The organism is Alteromonas macleodii (assembly GCF_903772925.1).
Taxonomy (GTDB): Bacteria; Pseudomonadota; Gammaproteobacteria; order Enterobacterales; family Alteromonadaceae; genus Alteromonas; species Alteromonas macleodii_A.
Genome location: NZ_LR812090.1, coordinates 1897607 through 1914833, shown reverse-complemented (window position 1 = coordinate 1914833; position 17227 = coordinate 1897607). Strand labels below are relative to the sequence as shown.

Annotated in this window: 13 protein-coding genes and 1 pseudogene; 8 read left to right on the top strand and 6 right to left on the bottom strand. The window is 43.8% G+C overall.

Going from position 1 to position 17227, the window contains the following annotated elements; genetic code table 11:
- Nucleotides 1-51: 51 nt before the first annotated feature.
- From rne to PCAR9_RS08240, 5 genes and pseudogenes are all read left to right on the top strand, one after another.
- Nucleotides 52-3534: a ribonuclease E gene (gene rne / locus PCAR9_RS08260; RefSeq protein ID WP_179983184.1), complete on the top strand. Its 3483-nt coding sequence runs from the start codon at nt 52-54 to the stop codon at nt 3532-3534.
- 104 nt (nt 3535-3638) lie between these two features.
- Nucleotides 3639-4768 (top strand): annotated as a pseudogene (locus PCAR9_RS08255) (phosphotransferase).
- A gap of 97 nt (nt 4769-4865) precedes the next feature.
- Nucleotides 4866-6452, top strand: coding sequence for a sensor histidine kinase (locus PCAR9_RS08250; protein ID WP_179985187.1), 1587 nt, complete (start codon nt 4866-4868; stop codon nt 6450-6452).
- 27 nt (nt 6453-6479) lie between these two features.
- Entirely contained in the window at nt 6480-7157 is a 678-nt protein-coding gene (locus PCAR9_RS08245; RefSeq protein ID WP_179983183.1) for a response regulator transcription factor, read from the top strand.
- An 82-nt stretch (nt 7158-7239) separates the two neighbouring features.
- The gene (locus PCAR9_RS08240; RefSeq protein WP_179983182.1) at nt 7240-8049 is read left to right on the top strand and encodes a haloacid dehalogenase type II; all 810 of its coding nucleotides are present in this window, start codon (nt 7240-7242) and stop codon (nt 8047-8049) included.
- Between the two features lie 151 nt (nt 8050-8200).
- Here PCAR9_RS08240 and PCAR9_RS08235 read toward each other — a convergent pair whose 3' ends face one another.
- Nucleotides 8201-8665 (bottom strand): GNAT family N-acetyltransferase, encoded by a 465-nt coding sequence (locus tag PCAR9_RS08235; protein WP_179983181.1) that lies wholly within the window; start codon nt 8663-8665, stop codon nt 8201-8203.
- Nucleotides 8666-8901: 236 nt separating this feature from the next.
- A complete protein-coding gene (locus PCAR9_RS08230) occupies nt 8902-9807 on the bottom strand; it encodes a LysR family transcriptional regulator (protein ID WP_232091158.1) in 906 nt (301 codons plus the stop codon).
- Nucleotides 9808-9951: 144 nt separating this feature from the next.
- Here PCAR9_RS08230 and PCAR9_RS08225 point away from each other — a divergent pair, with 144 nt between their 5' ends.
- The 3 genes from PCAR9_RS08225 to PCAR9_RS08215 are packed head-to-tail and all read left to right on the top strand — an operon-like array spanning nt 9952 to nt 12145.
- Nucleotides 9952-10413, top strand: a complete 462-nt coding sequence (locus tag PCAR9_RS08225) for a nuclear transport factor 2 family protein (RefSeq protein ID WP_179983180.1) — start codon at nt 9952-9954, stop codon at nt 10411-10413.
- Between the two features lie 52 nt (nt 10414-10465).
- Nucleotides 10466-11128: a glutathione S-transferase family protein gene (locus PCAR9_RS08220; protein ID WP_179983179.1), complete on the top strand. Its 663-nt coding sequence runs from the start codon at nt 10466-10468 to the stop codon at nt 11126-11128.
- Between the two features lie 9 nt (nt 11129-11137).
- Nucleotides 11138-12145 (top strand): pyridoxamine 5'-phosphate oxidase family protein, encoded by a 1008-nt coding sequence (locus PCAR9_RS08215; RefSeq protein ID WP_179983178.1) that lies wholly within the window; start codon nt 11138-11140, stop codon nt 12143-12145.
- A 351-nt stretch (nt 12146-12496) separates the two neighbouring features.
- On the opposite strand, the gene PCAR9_RS08210 is transcribed toward PCAR9_RS08215, so the two are convergent.
- The 4 genes from PCAR9_RS08210 to PCAR9_RS08195 form a co-directional block, all read right to left on the bottom strand.
- On the bottom strand, nt 12497-13573 hold the full coding sequence (locus tag PCAR9_RS08210) for a glycoside hydrolase family 117 protein (RefSeq protein WP_179983177.1): 1077 nt from the start codon (nt 13571-13573) through the stop codon (nt 12497-12499).
- Nucleotides 13573-14547, bottom strand: coding sequence for a sugar kinase (locus PCAR9_RS08205; protein WP_179983176.1), 975 nt, complete (start codon nt 14545-14547; stop codon nt 13573-13575). Before PCAR9_RS08205 ends, PCAR9_RS08210 begins: the two co-directional genes overlap by 1 nt.
- A gap of 3 nt (nt 14548-14550) precedes the next feature.
- Nucleotides 14551-16131, bottom strand: a complete 1581-nt coding sequence (locus tag PCAR9_RS08200) for an MFS transporter (RefSeq protein ID WP_179983175.1) — start codon at nt 16129-16131, stop codon at nt 14551-14553.
- A 106-nt stretch (nt 16132-16237) separates the two neighbouring features.
- Complete coding sequence (locus PCAR9_RS08195) at nt 16238-17224, bottom strand: SMP-30/gluconolactonase/LRE family protein (protein ID WP_179983174.1); 987 nt, start codon at nt 17222-17224, stop codon at nt 16238-16240.
- Nucleotides 17225-17227 lie beyond the last annotated feature (3 nt).

The following is a 17227-nucleotide window of genomic DNA, read 5'->3' as shown; positions in this document are numbered from 1 at the left end:
GTCACTTTAATTTTGTGTCTTAACGGCTGTACTAAAACAGAGTTAGATACAATGAAAAGAATGTTAATTAATGCAACTCAGCAAGAAGAGTTGCGCGTTGCCCTTGTTGATGGGCAACGGTTGTACGATTTAGATATTGAAAGCCCAGGGCACGAGCAGAAAAAAGCGAACATCTACAAGGGTAAAATTACCCGCGTTGAACCAAGCTTAGAAGCTGCTTTTGTCGACTACGGCGCAGAGCGTCACGGTTTCCTCCCTCTAAAAGAAATTGCCCGCACTTATTTCCCTAAAGGTTACAAATTCGAAGGCCGTCCAAACATCAAAGATGTGATTAAGGAAGGCCAAGAAGTTATTATTCAAATCGACAAAGAAGAGCGCGGCCAAAAAGGCGCGGCTTTAACTACATTCCTATCGCTTGCGGGTAGCTATTTGGTGCTTATGCCGAATAATCCACGCGCTGGCGGCATCTCTCGTCGTATTGAAGGCGACGAGCGTACTGAGCTTAAAGAATCACTAAGTAAATTAGACCTTCCTGAAGGTATGGGCCTAATTGTGCGTACTGCCGGTGTAGGTAAGTCGTTCGAAGAATTAGAGTGGGATTTAAAAGTTCTGCTTAAACACTGGGAAGCGATTTCAGAGGTAGCTGAAGAGCGCGAAGCTCCTTTCTTAATTCACCAAGAAAGTAACGTTATTGTGCGCGCTATTCGTGACTATCTACGTCGCGATATCGGCGAAATCCTTATCGATAAAACCAGCATTTATGAGCAAGCGCTACAGCACATTCAGCTAGTGCGCCCTGACTTTGCAAATCGTGTAAAGCTTTATCGTGGTGAAGTACCATTATTCAGCCACTATCAAATCGAAAGCCAAATTGAGTCTGCGTTCCAACGCGAAGTGCGTTTACCATCTGGCGGCTCAATTGTTATCGACCCTACTGAAGCACTAACATCTATTGATATCAACTCTGCCCGCGCAACTAAGGGCGGTGATATTGAAGAGACTGCGCTTAATACTAACTTAGAAGCGGCAGACGAAATTGCTCGTCAGTTGCGTCTTCGCGATTTAGGTGGTTTGGTAGTTATTGACTTCATCGACATGACACCAGTACGTCACCAACGTGAAGTTGAAAACCGCATGAAAGACGCGGTAAGAAGCGACAGAGCCCGTGTACAACTGGGCCGCATTTCTCGCTTTGGTCTTCTTGAAATGTCCCGTCAGCGTTTACGCCCTTCACTAGGTGAATCAGCGCACCATGTGTGTCCACGCTGCTCTGGTCACGGCACTATTCGCGGAACCGAATCTTTAGCATTGTCTATTCTTCGTATTTTGGAAGAAGAAAGCATCAAAGAAAATACAGGGCAAATTGAAGCACAGTTGCCTGTTCCAGTTGCGACCTATTTACTTAACGAAAAGCGTAAGTCAATTCAGCTTCTTGAAAAGCGTCACGGCGTAGATTTATTGCTTATTCCTAATGCAAACTTGGATACACCTCATTACCAGGTGTTGCGTAGACGTCCGGATGACGTTGTGTCTGACTCAAGCTACAACGTAGAGTTAATGCCTGCAGTAGAAGCTGAAACAGAAACGACGACTACGGCACCAGTTAAACGCGAAGAACCAGCGCTTAAAGGCCTTGTTGCGCCAACGGCTGCACCTGTTGTGGCGCCGAAAGAAGAGCCAGCGAAGAAAGCTGACGATGTGCCTTCGTTGTTCGCACGTTTCGGCAAATGGATTAGTGACTTATTTGGTAGCGAAAGCGAAGAAGAAACCAATAAAGACAAGAAAGCAAAGTCTGGTAACCAAAATAGAAACAACCGCACTCGCAATAACGACGACCGTCGTCGCAAGCCGCGTAATAAAAACAACCGTCGTGGCAGCCAGTCTAGAGGCCGAGACCAAGATAAAGATCAAAACCGTGATGGCGAGCAGAAAGATAATCGCAAAGCTCGCGGCGAGCAGCGAAGAGATCAGAATCAAGACCAGAGGAAAGATCAACGTCAGGACCAAGACGAAAAACGCAATAACAAAGGCCGTAAGCCGCGTAAAGCGCAACAGCCTCGCGATGAACAGCAAAAGCCTAAGCACGAGAAGCAAGATGGCGAACAGCAAGAAAACCAAGCGCAGAAGAAGCGTGAAGTGGCTGAACGTAGAAAACGTCGTGACAAGCGCCGTAGCGTTCGTGTGAAAAAAGATGACACTGCCGTAAATACTGCAGAACAAAATGACGCTCAAACAGCCCCTGCGCCGAAAGAAGCACAGGTACAGCAGAAGCCAAAAGCTGATGCAAAACCTAAGTCATCTAAAGTAGAAAAAACGCAGGCGCCAGCTGAAAAAAATGTTGAGTCAAAGCAGGACGCTAACAAACCAGCGCCGCAAGCAGAACAACAAGTAGCTGAAAAGCCTGTAGACGCTAAACCAGTAGTGGCTCAATCGGAGGCGACTAAGAGTGATAGTCAAACTTCTGTAGCTAATGAAGCTGTTGAAGCGACTACTGATGCGAGCAGTGAAGCCAATAGTGAAGAACAAGGTCAAAAACGTGAAGGTCGTGGTCGTTCGCGCCGTTCACCTCGCCATGTTCGTGCTGCAGGTCAACGTCGTAAGAAAGAAGCGCAGCAAGTTGACGATGCAGACACTCAAGCTAAGCAACCTGGCGAGCTTTCACCGCAAGCTCCAGAGGCTGAAGTTGAAGCGACAGCTAAAGCTGACGCCCCTGTTGTTGAAGAAACGCAAGCACAGGAGCCTGGTCAACTAGCGCCAGCTGACGAACAGCCTGTTTCTAACCAAGGCAAGCAAGAAAAAGCCAAGCTTGATGTTGAAGCCGTTCAGGACGAACTTCAGTTTGATGCGGAGCCTTCAGCGAGTGATAAAGCTTCAGCGGATGATAAAGCTTCAGCGAGTGATAAAGCTTCAGCTGATAATAAAGCTTCAGCGGATGATAAAGCTTCAGCGGGTAAAGAGCCTTCAGAAGATAAACCTTCTACTACTGAAGAAACTTCAGCAGAAGAAAACGCTACCACTGAAGCCGAGCAGCTCAAAGAAGCTCAAAGCGCTGAGCAGGCAAACGTATCTGAAGACACCACGTCTGCAGCAGACACAGAATCTACAGATGAGACTGCTGATACTGAGACTTCAAGCGCAGCGTCAGAAGCTAAAGGTGAAGCAGCATCTCCAGAACAAGTTGAAATTAACTTGGCAGATGCGCCATCAAAACCGGAAGCTCCAGCGCAAGAAGCAAAATCAGCTGATACGACGGCTAAAGAGCAACGTACTGTAAAGGCAGCACCAGCTTTAAATAGCCTAGCAGCTAGCGGTAAAGGTAAGCGTGGCGCATCTCATCCTATGGCATTGCCAGCGCAAGTGAACGACACGTTTGTTGATGTTGTGCTTACTGCAAAAGCTGACGATGCACGTCCTGCACTAGCAGTATCAGGTAAAACTGCGGCCATGTCGTACGCCAACTCGCGAGCATCAGCAACTACAACACTTCCTCGAGCAGTAAGCGACGTTGCTGAAGCGCCAGCAGCGGCTGAATAAATCTCAGTTGCTAGTGGTTGACTAGCCCATGAATAAAAGCCGCTTTCGAGCGGCTTTTTTGTTTGTTAGTGTAGTTTTGAAATTTAGTTAGAATTGAGAATGAAATGTCAGACACGGTAGACCAGCAATATATAGATTGGTTAAGCCAAGTGTGTAATGCCAGGGTATTAAATACGCAACTAATCCAGCCTCTTTGGAGTGGCTATGGAGCGTGTTTTCGTGCCATACTAAGCTATTCTAGTGACGGTACCGCAAAAGCCAGTAATAATGTTAGCGCTACTTGTAGAGATGAAATCCAGCACGTACAAAATAGCTCAACTACCCTACCCAAAGCCAACTACCAACCAGTTACTAAGGTTGTAGTAAAATGCGCCGCACCGCCAAACACCCTTTCACACCCCAAAGGTTGGAACGGCGAGGCAAGCCACAACCGAAAATGCCAATCTTTTGCGGTAGAGAACTGTTTTTATAGCCGAGTTCAAAAGCAAACTGATGCCTGCTTTCCAACAGCTAGATACATAGCACACAGCCAGCAGGGCGAAGCCTCCCTTCTGGTTATGGAAGATTTAGCGCACACTGGCTACTCACGCACAGCCTCTTCACTTACTTCAGTACAATGCGAAACCGTTCTAAAATGGTTAGCTCACTTTCACGCGCGCTTTCTTAATGTAAGAAGTGAATTTGAAAACCGAAATATACAGTTGTGGAGCGAGGGTACTTATTGGCACTTAGCTACACGTGAAGATGAGTTTCAAGCCATGCCAGAGGGTCTGTTAAAACAAAACGCCTTGGCCATTGCTAGAACTTTAGATAGCGCTAACTATCAAACGCTAGTACATGGCGATGCTAAAGTGGCTAACTTTTGTTTTACTGAAAATTTTCCGCCTGTGCCGCCGTCGACTTTCAGTATGTAGGTTTTGGTGTCGGCATAAAAGATGTGGCTTACTTTTTGGGAAGTGCATTACCCACTGAGACCCATATTGCCCATCGGGACGCCTTACTTAATACGTATTTCCTTGCACTAGAAGACGCACTACAAGCTCGCTCGTCAAACCATGCTACCCCTTTTTACTTCAAAAGCAGTGATATTGAGCACGTTATTACCGAATGGAAAAAGCTGTACCCTTTTGCCTGCGCTGACTTTTATCGGTTCTTATCTGGTTGGAGCCCAGAGCACTGGAAAATAGATGCTGAGCTTAAGTACCAAACTGATATCGCCTTAGCCGCCTTATAAAGTTCACACGCCTGCTAGCCGCCTTTAAAACCAATAAAACTGCACCAATACATTATATTAAGCGTATATAGTGGCAAACAAATACAATGTCGTTGCCATGTACAAACGCAAACTTTATCTTTTTGGGTTGTTATCTACATTTATCTTGTTAATAGCCTTGGCAAGTGCCGCAATCTCGGCACACTTAACCCGTACTAATCTAACCCAGGCACAGCTTGCCCAGTCCTTACTGTCAGAGCATCAACAGCTATCGAGTGTTTCCTACAGGCTTTTTAAACAGCTGACAGACGAGCTTATATTTGGGAAAAATGCGAACCAAGCTAAAGTTAGAAACAAGCAACAGCAAATAGAAAACGCATTAAATCGGATAACATCGCTAGAACTCGCGCAGCGTGAAGCCTTAGGAGTTGAAGCAACGCTTGGCAGCGTAGAGGACACTGATGAACTCGAAGCACTCATTCAAAGCATAGTGGCAGAATTTAGGGCTATTGCGCTTTCTAACGTTAGCACCCCACTCAACCAGCAGCAGCGCCTTCAAACATTATTAGAAGTCACCATCGACAATCAGTTTAGAGAAGCCATTAACTCTGCTGTAAATAGACAAACAGGTGTGGTATCGCGTATTAACGCTAGCATCGAAACACTTAACACCAGCATTGTATGGTTTACGATTAGTTTGGGTCTTATCACCTGCCCCTTCATTTTGCTGGGTTGCTACTGGCTATTCAATGCCCTTTATTCACCCCTTACAGTCATTCGTACTGGTACTGATGCTATCGCATCAGGAAATTATCACTATCGCTTGCCTGAAACCCTAGACAGCGAATTTACTGACTTGGTGAAAGCGCTTAACTCTATGATTGCGCGACTACAGGAGCATGAAGATCAGGCAGATGCCCATCGCAAGCATTTAGAGTTTGAAGTGGAGAGCCGTACTCGCGCGCTAAAAGAAGCAAATGACAAGCTAACTAAGCAAGACGCAAAGCGTCGTCAGTTTATGGCCGATGTTAGCCACGAATTGCGTACGCCGCTAACTATTATACGCGGCGAAGCGCAGGTAACCCTCAGACAAGCAGCAGCGAGCAATGAGATTTACAAAGAAACGCTGGAGACCATACTAGAGCAAGCGGTTAACTTAAGTAAATTAGTGGATGACTTACTGCTACTGGCGCGGGCCGAGATGCACGAATTTACGGTGGATTTGGTAAAATCGGACTTACACAGCCTGCTTACTCAAAACATGCCATCGTGGCAAAAACTTACAAAGCCCAGAAACCTAGATATTAAATGGCTTGCTAAAGAAAAAGCGCAAGTGCTTATCGACAGTGACAGAATTTCGCAGGCACTAACCATTCTTATTGAGAACGCGCACAAATACTCCTATCCAGATACGCCCATTTCACTGCATGTTGAAAGCGAAAACCAGAATATCAATGTATCAGTTATTGATTGCGGTGAAGGCATTTCTTCAAGTGATTTGCAGCACGTGTTTGAACGCTTCGTTAGGTTAAAACGCAAAGGCAATGGAATGGGGTTAGGTTTGTCTATCGCAAAAGCCATTGCGGAAGCCCACCAGGGCGCACTAACTGCACACTCTACATTAGGTAAAGGCTCTCAGTTTACCTTGACACTTCCTTTGATAGAAAGCCAAGCAAGTCAATCAGATACAACAAGCGCTGAATGACATAGACGATTTAGGATTATACCAACAATGAAGATTCTTATTGCTGATGATGAAGCCCCCTTACTACGATTTTTATCGCGAGGCTTAAGCGCGGAAGGTTTTGAATGTGTCGAAGAGTCGGCATTGCACAATTTAGTCACGCGCATTCGACACGAGTCCCCTGCCATCATCGTACTTGATCGCATGTTTGGCGACGAAGATAGCGTAGAACTGTTGCCCGCCATTAAATCTCTCCCTCATGCTCCTATGGTTTTGCTACTTACAGCTGTAGATGAGGTACGGGAGCGTGTGAATGGTTTAAAACAAGGCGCAGACGATTATCTATGTAAGCCTTTTGACTTTGACGAACTGCTAGCGCGTATAACGGCCTTAAGCCGAAGAGTGACCAACACGCCTGTTACTCAATCAGGCTTAACCGTCGGACCGTTAAACATTGATGATGAATCTCGCATTGCAACACTGTCAGGAGAAGAAATTACACTTACTAAACTAGAATACGACATGCTCTATTATTTTGCGGAAAATACTGAAAAAGTCCTCTCTCGAGAGCGCATATTAAGTCGAGTATGGCGAAGCCACAGCGACCCGCTGACCAATGTGGTTGACGTGTACATCAGTAGGCTACGTCAAAAGCTTCATAGCAGTGATGCCATATTTATTGAAACCTTGCGCGGGAATGGGTATCGATTAACCACCAGAAAATAGTCATTTCGTCTCATCAACTATTGCATTTAGACCCTATTCATCCTATTTTGAACACTCGTTCAAATCTTAATTAAGGATAATCATGGCTCGTTCACCTTCATCATTACTATCACGGATATGTTGTGCAACCGCTTTAGGCCTAGGTCTTCTGTCATCACCTGTTTTTGCGCAAACAGGAAATACCGATGCAATGCAGGTTGAAAAGAAAGAACTGCGCGCGCCCAAAGTTATCTTTTTTGATGTAAACGAGACCCTTCTTGACCTTACCGCCATGCGCAGCTCGGTGGGTGAAGCATTAGGAGGGCGAGACGATTTGTTACCGCTTTGGTTCTCAACCATGCTGCATCACTCGCTGGTCGACTCAACCACTGGTCGCTTCCATACCTTTGGAGAGATTGGCGTTGCCTCACTATTGATGGTCGCTGAAATTGAAGGTATTGAATTAACCAAAGAGCAGGCTAAAACGGCAATTGTTACGCCTTTGCGAAACCTTCCCCCACACCCAGACGTACGTGATGGCTTGCAGGCGTTAAAAGACAAGGGCTATAAACTGGTGAGCCTTACCAATTCCTCTAATAAAGGCGTGTATACACAGTTTAAAAATGCAGACCTACTTTCTTACTTCGATGAGCGACTTAGCGTTGAAGATATTAACTTGTATAAACCAGATACACGCACTTATGAATGGGCTATTGAAAAAATGGGCATAGAAGCAGAAGACGCTATGTTAGTTGCGGCTCACGGCTGGGACATTGCTGGGGCTAAACAGGCCGGCTGGCAAGCTGCGTTTATCGCTCGACCGGGCAAAGTACTCTATCCTTTAGCGCTATCGCCTGACACTGTAGTGAGCGGGCTAGATGAGCTGGTATCTCAATTACCGAAGGCGAAGTAAGCATTCGGGTCTTGATTGATGAATTCTAGGTGCATTTAAAAGCACCGCTTATCGGTTGGCATGGGTAAATAATATTGCTTAATACTTTGGCTATACGTCTGTTCCAAAGCTATAAGGTTATGCCAACCGACTTTTTGAGCTAGTTATAGAGCTAAGCTTTTGCTGTGCCTAGTCTTTTCATATCTATGTGAGGGATGTCATCTTCCAAGTACATCGTTGATGTGGCTTCAAAACCAAAACTTTCATAAAAGCGTTTTAAATACTCTTGCGCACCAATTTCAATATCACACCCCGGCCACAGCGACTCACAGTGCTTAATGGCTTCACACATAAGGGCTTTACCCGCTCCTTTCCCCCGAAAGGCTTCACTGGTCGCCACACGGCCTATGCTTACCGATGGATAACTAACCCCTTTACCAAGTAATCGTGCACATGCCACAAGTTGATTATTTTCAAAACCCATAAAGTGATGGGTTTGCGAATGGCGGTCTTTTTCATCTAATTCCGGATAGGGGCAGTTTTGTTCAACAACAAAGACATCGACTCGCAGCTTAAGCAGGTCGAAAAGTTGATGGTTTGTAAGTTCATTAAATGTAAGTGATTGCCAAGAAACCATGTTACCCCGATGAATTTCTATTATTAACGTTTTTATGGCGCACATTAACTTGTGGTGTTAAAAGCGCAATAGTAAAAGACTAAAGCTATGACCTGCCGTAGTGTAACCCATTGCTATTTACTCACAAAGCGTATCAAGCTCACATTAAACAGAATTGTTTTGGATTAGCACAACAGTTTTATTTTGTAATGATAAGCAACATCCCCTATCGCAATTCCCCCTAACTTTTTGAATGCTCACTTAGGGTTAAGATATTCATTGTTTGCTAATCCGGCCTTTACATAGTCGATGAAGGTTTTAATTTTGGTGAGGTTTTTTCGTCCTTCAACACTCACCACTTGAATAGGCAACTTGTTATCTTCCACATCTTCTAACAAGCTAACCAATTCACCACTTTTAAGCGCATCAGCAACTTGGTAAGACATAAGCCGTACAATACCTACGCCATCTTTTGCTGCATTAATTGCCGCTCTATTTTGGTTAGACTGGAAGCGAGGTGTAAGCTTAATGGGTATAGCTATGCCGCCTTTGTGGTAGGTCCATACGACAGGTTCGTTGAATCTTGTAGGAAACAAAATGCTATGCTGTTTTAAATCTTCCGGTTTCTTGATGGGCCCGCTGCTTTCTAAGTAAGCAGGTGCTGCGCAGGTTACGCGCCTTACATACCCAACAGTAACACCATAAAGCGATGAATCTTTCGGCTTACCAATTCGAATTGCTACATCAATATTATTATCAATCAAATTCACGACATCATCGTGAAAATGACCGTTAATTGAAATATTAGGGTAATCCTTCAGGAACTGAGAAATAATCGGCGTTATGTAACGCTCTCCGAATAATATAGGCGCAGTTATATTGAGTTCACCTTGTGGCGCGAGATCTAAGCCAGATACCGCAGCTTCACTTTGTTCAATGTCGGTCAAAATACGCGAGGCATGACTTAAGTAATGCTCTCCCACTTCGCTCAGCTTTATTTGCCGTGTTGTGCGATGAAAAAGCCTTGTATTTAATTGAGATTCCAAATGTGCAATACAGCGAGTAACTGCAGGCGCTGACATTGACAATGCATCTGCAGCCCCTACAAAGCTACCCGATTTAGCCGCCTCGACAAACACTCTCATGCACAAAAGCTTATCCATATTATTTCACTATTTGAAATTATGAATTTTAAAAATAGCCAATTATTAAACAAAAAGAAAGCATTAGTATTTCCATAAGCTAATTCGCACTTTCAATTCAAACAATATTGATAAACCACAGACCGATAACACGAGGAGACATTTATGAGAGCGCCAACACCACCATTTTCACTTGAAACCGCAGCGCAAAAAGTGCGCCTTGCTGAAGACGCTTGGAACAGTAAAGACCCAGTAAAAGTTGCGGGTGCTTATACCTTTGACTGTAGCTGGCGTAACCGCGCAGAGTTCATTGAAGGGCGAGCTCAAATAGTAAGTTTTTTAACGCGAAAGTGGAACAAAGAGCTCAATTATAAACTGGTAAAAGAGCTATGGACATATGGCTCAAACCGCATTGCGGTGCGCTTTGCCTATGAGTACAAAAACGATTCTGGACAATGGTTCAGAGCTTACGGCAACGAAAATTGGCAGTTTAACCCGGAAGGGCTAATGGAAAAGCGTATAGCCAGTATTAACGAACATCCTATTGCTGAGGGTGATAGAAAATTTACCTGGGATGGTGACCGACGCCCCGATGACTTTCCTTCACTGTCGGAGCTTGAACTATAAACAAGTTCAGTGACGACATTAATCTAACTATGCCTATTGTGAGAAATATCCCATGACGCACCAAATAAATAAAGTTAAGCCCCAACACCCTATAACTTTGATTCAAAACCCTAAGTCTGGCCACTGTCATAAAGTTTCGCTATTTATGGCGCTCAACGCCATTCCTTTTATAACCGTTGAACCTGACATGGCCAGTGGCGAGCACAAAAGTGAGCGTTTTAGTGTACTTAACGTTTTCAAACAAGTCCCCGTGATAACTGACGGCGATATCACTTTGGCTGACTCTAATGCCATCTTGGTTTATTTGATCAACGCATATGCAGACAGCGATTATTGGTTAGGAAAAAGTGCCAAAGAAAAAGCGCTTATTCAACGTTGGCTCTCGGTTTCAGCAGGTGAACTTGCTAAAGGGCCCGCTGCCGCGCGATTAGAATACGTGTTTGGCGCAACAGTTCATGTTCCCACTGTACTTGCCACCAGCGCTACATTGCTAGAAAACATCGAAGCGCATTTATTGCATTCGAAAAGTGTTTTTCTAGTAGGTCATCACGTCACCGCCGCAGATATCGCTATGTATTCTTACATGGCTCACGCCCCTGAAGGTGGCATATCGCTGGAAAAGCACCCTCGCATAACTGAATGGCTAAAGGCTATCGAGAGCTTAAACGGCTTTGTTCCAATGCCATCATCTGATATTGCTCCAGCTCGAAATTAGGAGGTTGCTATGTCACTACCTAGGCTACCGTCAATAAACCCTGCGTTTCACCATGGTGAAATTGCTCTGCAAAAGAAACTCGGTATTGATAAGGAAATAGGCGAGCGAACCAAGGGATTCATCCGTAGCTACATGCCAGAGCAGCATAGGCTTTTCTTTACTTCTAGCCCGTTCACCGTTTTAGCCTTGGTAAATGACGAAGGCTACCCTGTAGCCGTTCCTGTGTGGGGAGAAGGAGATTTCATAGAAAGTCCCTCGCCCACCCAATTGCGCTTTAGCCTTCAAGTACAAGTATGGAACATGATGCTGGGTGCGTTAGATCTCGACGTGATTTCAGGAAGCAAAGTGGGTATAGTCGGAATTGAATATGCAACAAGGCGAAGAAATCGACTAAACGGTACGATAAACCACGCGAATAACGGCAACCTTACGATATTAGTAGATCAAAGTTTCGGTAACTGCCCTCAGTATATTCATAAACGAAACACGACAAAAAGGCGACGTCTTGCCATAGGTGTGCAGCCAGAGAGTAACGCGTCTTGCAATGTTAATATGGCCACTACCACAACAAACGTAATCGACACCAGGGTTCGTACAATAATAGAAAGCGCTGAGACATTTTTTATTGCTTCACGGCATAGTTCTCTGGGACAAGAAGCAAACGAAGGCTTGGACGTATCTCACAGAGGGGGCAAAGCAGGCTTTGTTAACGTGAAAGGAAATACAATAACCTTCCCTGATTTTAGCGGGAATAAGTTCTTTAATACTTTGGGCAACATCCTACTAGACCCACGCGTAGGTTTGTGTTTTTGGGACAATGAAACAGGCGATCTTCTTTTTATTAAAGCAAAGGCAAGTGTCGAATCGCTCGAGCCTAATATAACGGAATTTGAGGGTGCAGAGCGCTTTGTGTCTCTTTCTGTGCTCTCGGTAACGCATATTTCGGGTGTGTATCCCTACTCCCATGAAATCACAGACATGTCCCCCCACGCACTAAAAACGGGCGACTGGAAATAAGCGGACTCAGGTTTCTGGTTGGTTCGTTAGCAGGTAATGAATATGTAACTACTCATCATCTTATATCTGAAAAACTTTTTATTACACTTTTAATTGTAGCAATTAAGAGTTGCGAGAATTCCAAGAGACGTTGGCCGATTTGGCATGATACCTTTATAAAAACAGAGGTTTCCCCTCGTAATAAAAAACCAAATTAAAAATTTGATAAAGCCTAACGGGAATAGCGGCGCTATACGGTTTTCAATTTCAACGCCACTAAGCCCACCTCTTTAAATAATTTCCTCGTTAAAGGATTAGACTTTGCCTAAATTATAGAAAAAACGTTTAGGCAAAGATGAATTGTTATTTTATTCAACTTGCAACGTTTTGAAATGTACCAGCATCGAGTATTTGTTTACGTGTCTTAAATCTACAGATGAAATTCCAATTCCAGCTCGCGTCATATTTATGGCATAGCCCCCAACTCAACCCTGGCGCCTTGCTTTTTTCAATCTCCTCCCTATAGAGACCTATAGCTTCAGGCGCACCTTTTATATGTGCCATGATGTCAAAGTTAAGGCCATCATTGGCAAATTGAATCGTATTCTTCTCGGGGCCATCGGTAGTTAATAGGGACGCGATGCCACCGTTATAATTCCAAACGACGACTTCATGACCACTATTTGAAATTGGGTTTAACTCAGATTTCGTGTAAGGCCCAAGCGGCGACTCAGCAATTGCTACGCCATGCTTTATTTCTCGTCCGCCCATATTCATCGACTCCCCCATTGTCTCTCCTTTGTAATAGAGATAGTACTTTCCTCGGAAAGATAGCAGGCAAGGATCATGAACCTTATGGCTATCAAAGCTTCCTTTAGATTCAACGTGGAATCGGTTGTCCTCTTCCCCTTTCCACTCACCATCCTTTGCTGGGGAAACAATAGGCTCAGGTGACTTTTGCCATGGTCCGTATGGGCTTGTAGCGTGTGCTATCGCAATTTCTTCATACTGTCTATTGGTATAGGGAGTCTTAACACTTTGATAGACCAAGTAGTAGTTATCGTTTTCAACAAAAATCTCGGGGGTGAAAACCGCACGGTCATCATAAGACCCAGGCTCCCCCCTCGATATCGCTACTCCTTGCTCTTTCCAAGTTTCACCGTCTTCCGACGTCGCATGCCAAACTTCTGTAAGGTCCCACGGGAATACCTTGTCTTCAAGATTTGAAGACCCAAACCCCACTGTTTCACCCTCACCTTTAGTATACCAACAATGAAAAATACCGTTTACTTTAACAATAGAAGAAGGGTCTCTACGAATCACCCCTTCTTGATATGCAAAATCGCCTTTTAACGGATACACATCAAACTCAATCATCCATTCGGGGCCTTTTTTATCATACCCCCTTTCTATCGCTCTCTTGGTGGCTAAGCTCAACTGTTGACTCATTAATACTCTCCTTTACCACACTGCTGTTTAAATTCGTTCTTGGCTTTTTCGGTGCTTTCCTGCGGAACAATGGCACCGTGATACTGCACAACTTGCCGCGCCATGGCATCAGCCGCAGCAACTGAGGTTGCGACATCTTTATCATTTAAGCGTGCAGCGAGATAAACACCAGCGAAAGAATCTCCGGCAGCGGTTGTGTCGGTTTGCTTTTCCGGTTTAAACGGTTGCTGACAAACGCATACGCCATCTACATAGGCCAACATTCCTTGCTTTCCAGCCTTTACTACAAACTCTCTGCAACCAAGGGAATTTAAGTGGTCTACAATATCGTTTACGTTTTCATGACCATATACAGCTCGATGGTCATCAAGCCCTGGCAGTGCAATATCAGAAAGTTGATATGCCTTATCAAACCAAAGCTTTGCATGATCATGCCCACTCCACATCGCAGGTCGATAGTTTGGATCAAACGCAATTTTCACTCCACCTGACTTACAAGCAGAGACAAGTTCTATGAGGTTTTGTTTATCATTTTCAGACATAATGCTAAGTGCTATACCGCTGAAAAAAATAATATCAACATCTTTAATAACAGTATTGCGAGCTTGATGTAATGACATCATCGATCGGGCAGCTGATTGTTCTCTCCAATAATCGAAGCTCCTTTCACCTTCTCTATCGATTACTATGCTGTATAGACCAATATTTCTATTTCTACTGCGAGCGACGTACTCTGCGTCGATCTCGTGTCGCTCAAAAAAAGACAACACTTTATTACTGAAATTATCTACCCCTATTGCACTATAAAAGGCACATTTCAAAGAAGAATCCCAACGCTTTGCGTAGATAAGTGCGTTGAGTGTATCCCCCGCAAATCCCAATCGGCATAGCTCTTCACTGTGATCAAATGAAGCAAGCTCGACCATGCACTCACCAATAGCAAGTAATGATTTCCCATGATTATTTTGTGGCATAACTTACAGCCCTTTCGCCAATTGCTTTGAAGCGAAAAAAGCTTCAATTTCTTCAATACTTTTGTTTTTGGTTTCTGGCATTAATTTAAACAACACAATAAATCCAACGACTCCACATACCGTGTAGAACAAGAAAATATCTGCTGCTCCCATATTAGATAACTGCCAAGGAAAGAACTGCTGGACCAAATAGCTAACGATACTGGCGATAAGAGCAAAGGCTGGTATCGCAACACCTCGAACACGCGTAGGAAATATCTCAGAAAAAAGCACCCACATAACAGGTCCAATAGAGAAATGAAATGCGGCAATAAAGCTTGAAATACCCACCAGCACTAAGATACCGTTCATAGTCGTGCTGGCTTGCAAAATTTCACCTTCAAATTGCTTAGCTACTTCAATTCCAACTGTATCTTGAAGCGCATGTTTAAAAGCAATATCCGACTGGTAAACAACGCCTTCAAGTTGGTTTAGTGCAGACAGCTCGGAAAATCCTTTTAATTGCAGTAGTGCTTGCTCGTTTACTTCATAAGTTGCCGAACTGAACCCTAGGTAACATGCAAACAAACTGATTGCAGCCCATGCCAATCCCCAAACTATTAGCGGTCTCCGACCTAGCTTATCTATTAGTAAAATGGCGAGTACAGTAAAAAACACACTAATAGTTCCAACAATAGCAGCTTGGAGAAATGCTGCATCAGAGCCTATTCCCACTTGCTCGAAAACCGTTGGAGCGTAAAACATAATGGCATTAATACCTGTTATTTGCTGAACAATTGCTATTGTCACCCCCACTAATGCAGCTGTTCGTACACGACTAGAAAATAATATTTTAAAAGACTCCTTCACGCTCGCTGACGCACCTCCATCTTTTTGCAGATTCAATCTGACATTGGCTAGTTCTTTACGCGCCAGCTCCATAGGCATCATCGATTGCATTACTAGTAGTGCTTCATCATCACGTCCCTGCATTACCAACCATCTTGGGCTTCTCGGTATTTTAAAGAGCAATATAAACCACATGATGGCCGGCAAGATTTCAACTGCAAGCATCCATCTCCATGTGGCTGTGTCTAAGGCAATTGCGTGAACCCAAGTTAGATCTGACTTGCTCAATTGTACAATGCCATAGTTTGCAAAGTACGCTGCAGATAGCCCTACTACAATGTTAATTTGAATCATAGACACTAACTTTCCCCGCCATTGAGGAGGAGCAACTTCTCCAATATACATAGCCGCCACTGACAACGAGGTAAATGCCAATCCGCCGATAAATCTAGCGGCAACCAATGTCTCGAATGAAAAAGCTATTACAGAAAAAACTGCAGAAAACAAGTAAAGGAAAGAGATGATAAGTAAAGTGGTTCGTCTACCAAAAGCATTGCAAATTTGCCCCGTCACAAGAAGTGCGAAGAGCACTCCAAAACCAGGGGCACTTACTACTGCACCTATTTCTAAATCGCTCAAACCGAATTCCATTGTGATGAACTTAACGGTACCCGATATAAGTGCTGCATCTAATCCAAATATAAACCCACCTAGGGCCACGATAACTGCATTCGCAATAATTTGTCTGGAGTTCATTCTTGATCTTCTTTACCATTGTTAATGGTTAGTTAAAACACCAACCTAATCATGACGATTATCTTAACCCATCACATCATAATTGTTAACAATAAAATATAAACAATTACATCATACTTAAAGACATCAATGTGTCATTAGCTGTTATATATAAAGTTTTGTAAGTACTATCAAAAGCAACATTTGACGTGACATTTGGAATGGAAATACGACCAACCAACACTAAATTGCTATCGAAAACAAAAAGCCCCTCCGGGCCTGTCGCGAACAACAGTCCATTACTGTGAAAAGCTAAGCCATCAGGAAGACCGCTAGAGTTTTCACCCTCTATGTCTTTATGCTCATGTATAAGTGTTTTCTTCGTAACTGAACTATCGTCGCCTAGCTCAAGTTGGTACCATGCTTTATGTTTTTCGTCAGACACCGCTACCACTAAATAGCTTTCATCTAACGCTAGAGCTATCCCATTTGGAAAACTAAGCTCACTTTCTAATAAATTAAGCTGGCCCGCCTTAGTGAATAAAAAGACGCCTTGAAACGGTAGTTCTTTGGTTGGATCATCTATGCCTTTGGGTAACCCGTAAGGAGGGTCAGTAAAAAACAAGTCACCTGTTGTGTTAAACACGCCATCGTTTGGACTATTCAAGCGCTTTGAATCATAAGAAGTAATTAGGTTTTTATAAGTAGAGTTCGGCTCATCAACATCTCCTTCCATCAAGCTTACCGTTCGATTTCGAGATTGAAGCAGTAATAACTTTCTATCAGGAGACATGATTAGACCATTAGAAAAGCGACTGTCACTTAAAAACTCTGTAACTCCCGACTTTTCACTGTAGTGGTATACTTTACTAGCTGGAATATCAGAAAATAAGAGCCCATTTAACTCGTTTACCCAAACAGGCCCTTCTGTCCATTGGAAGCCACTCTCTAATACACATAATTTACTGTCTTTAGTTACTACACTTAACAACTCCAAGTTTGTAGAATTAAGGCGTTCACCTAAAGACTCGCATTCTTTGGCAAGCGCTAGTTTTCCAGACAAAGCAAATATGCCAGCTATACAAAAACCTCTCCATTTGTCTTTACATTCCATAAT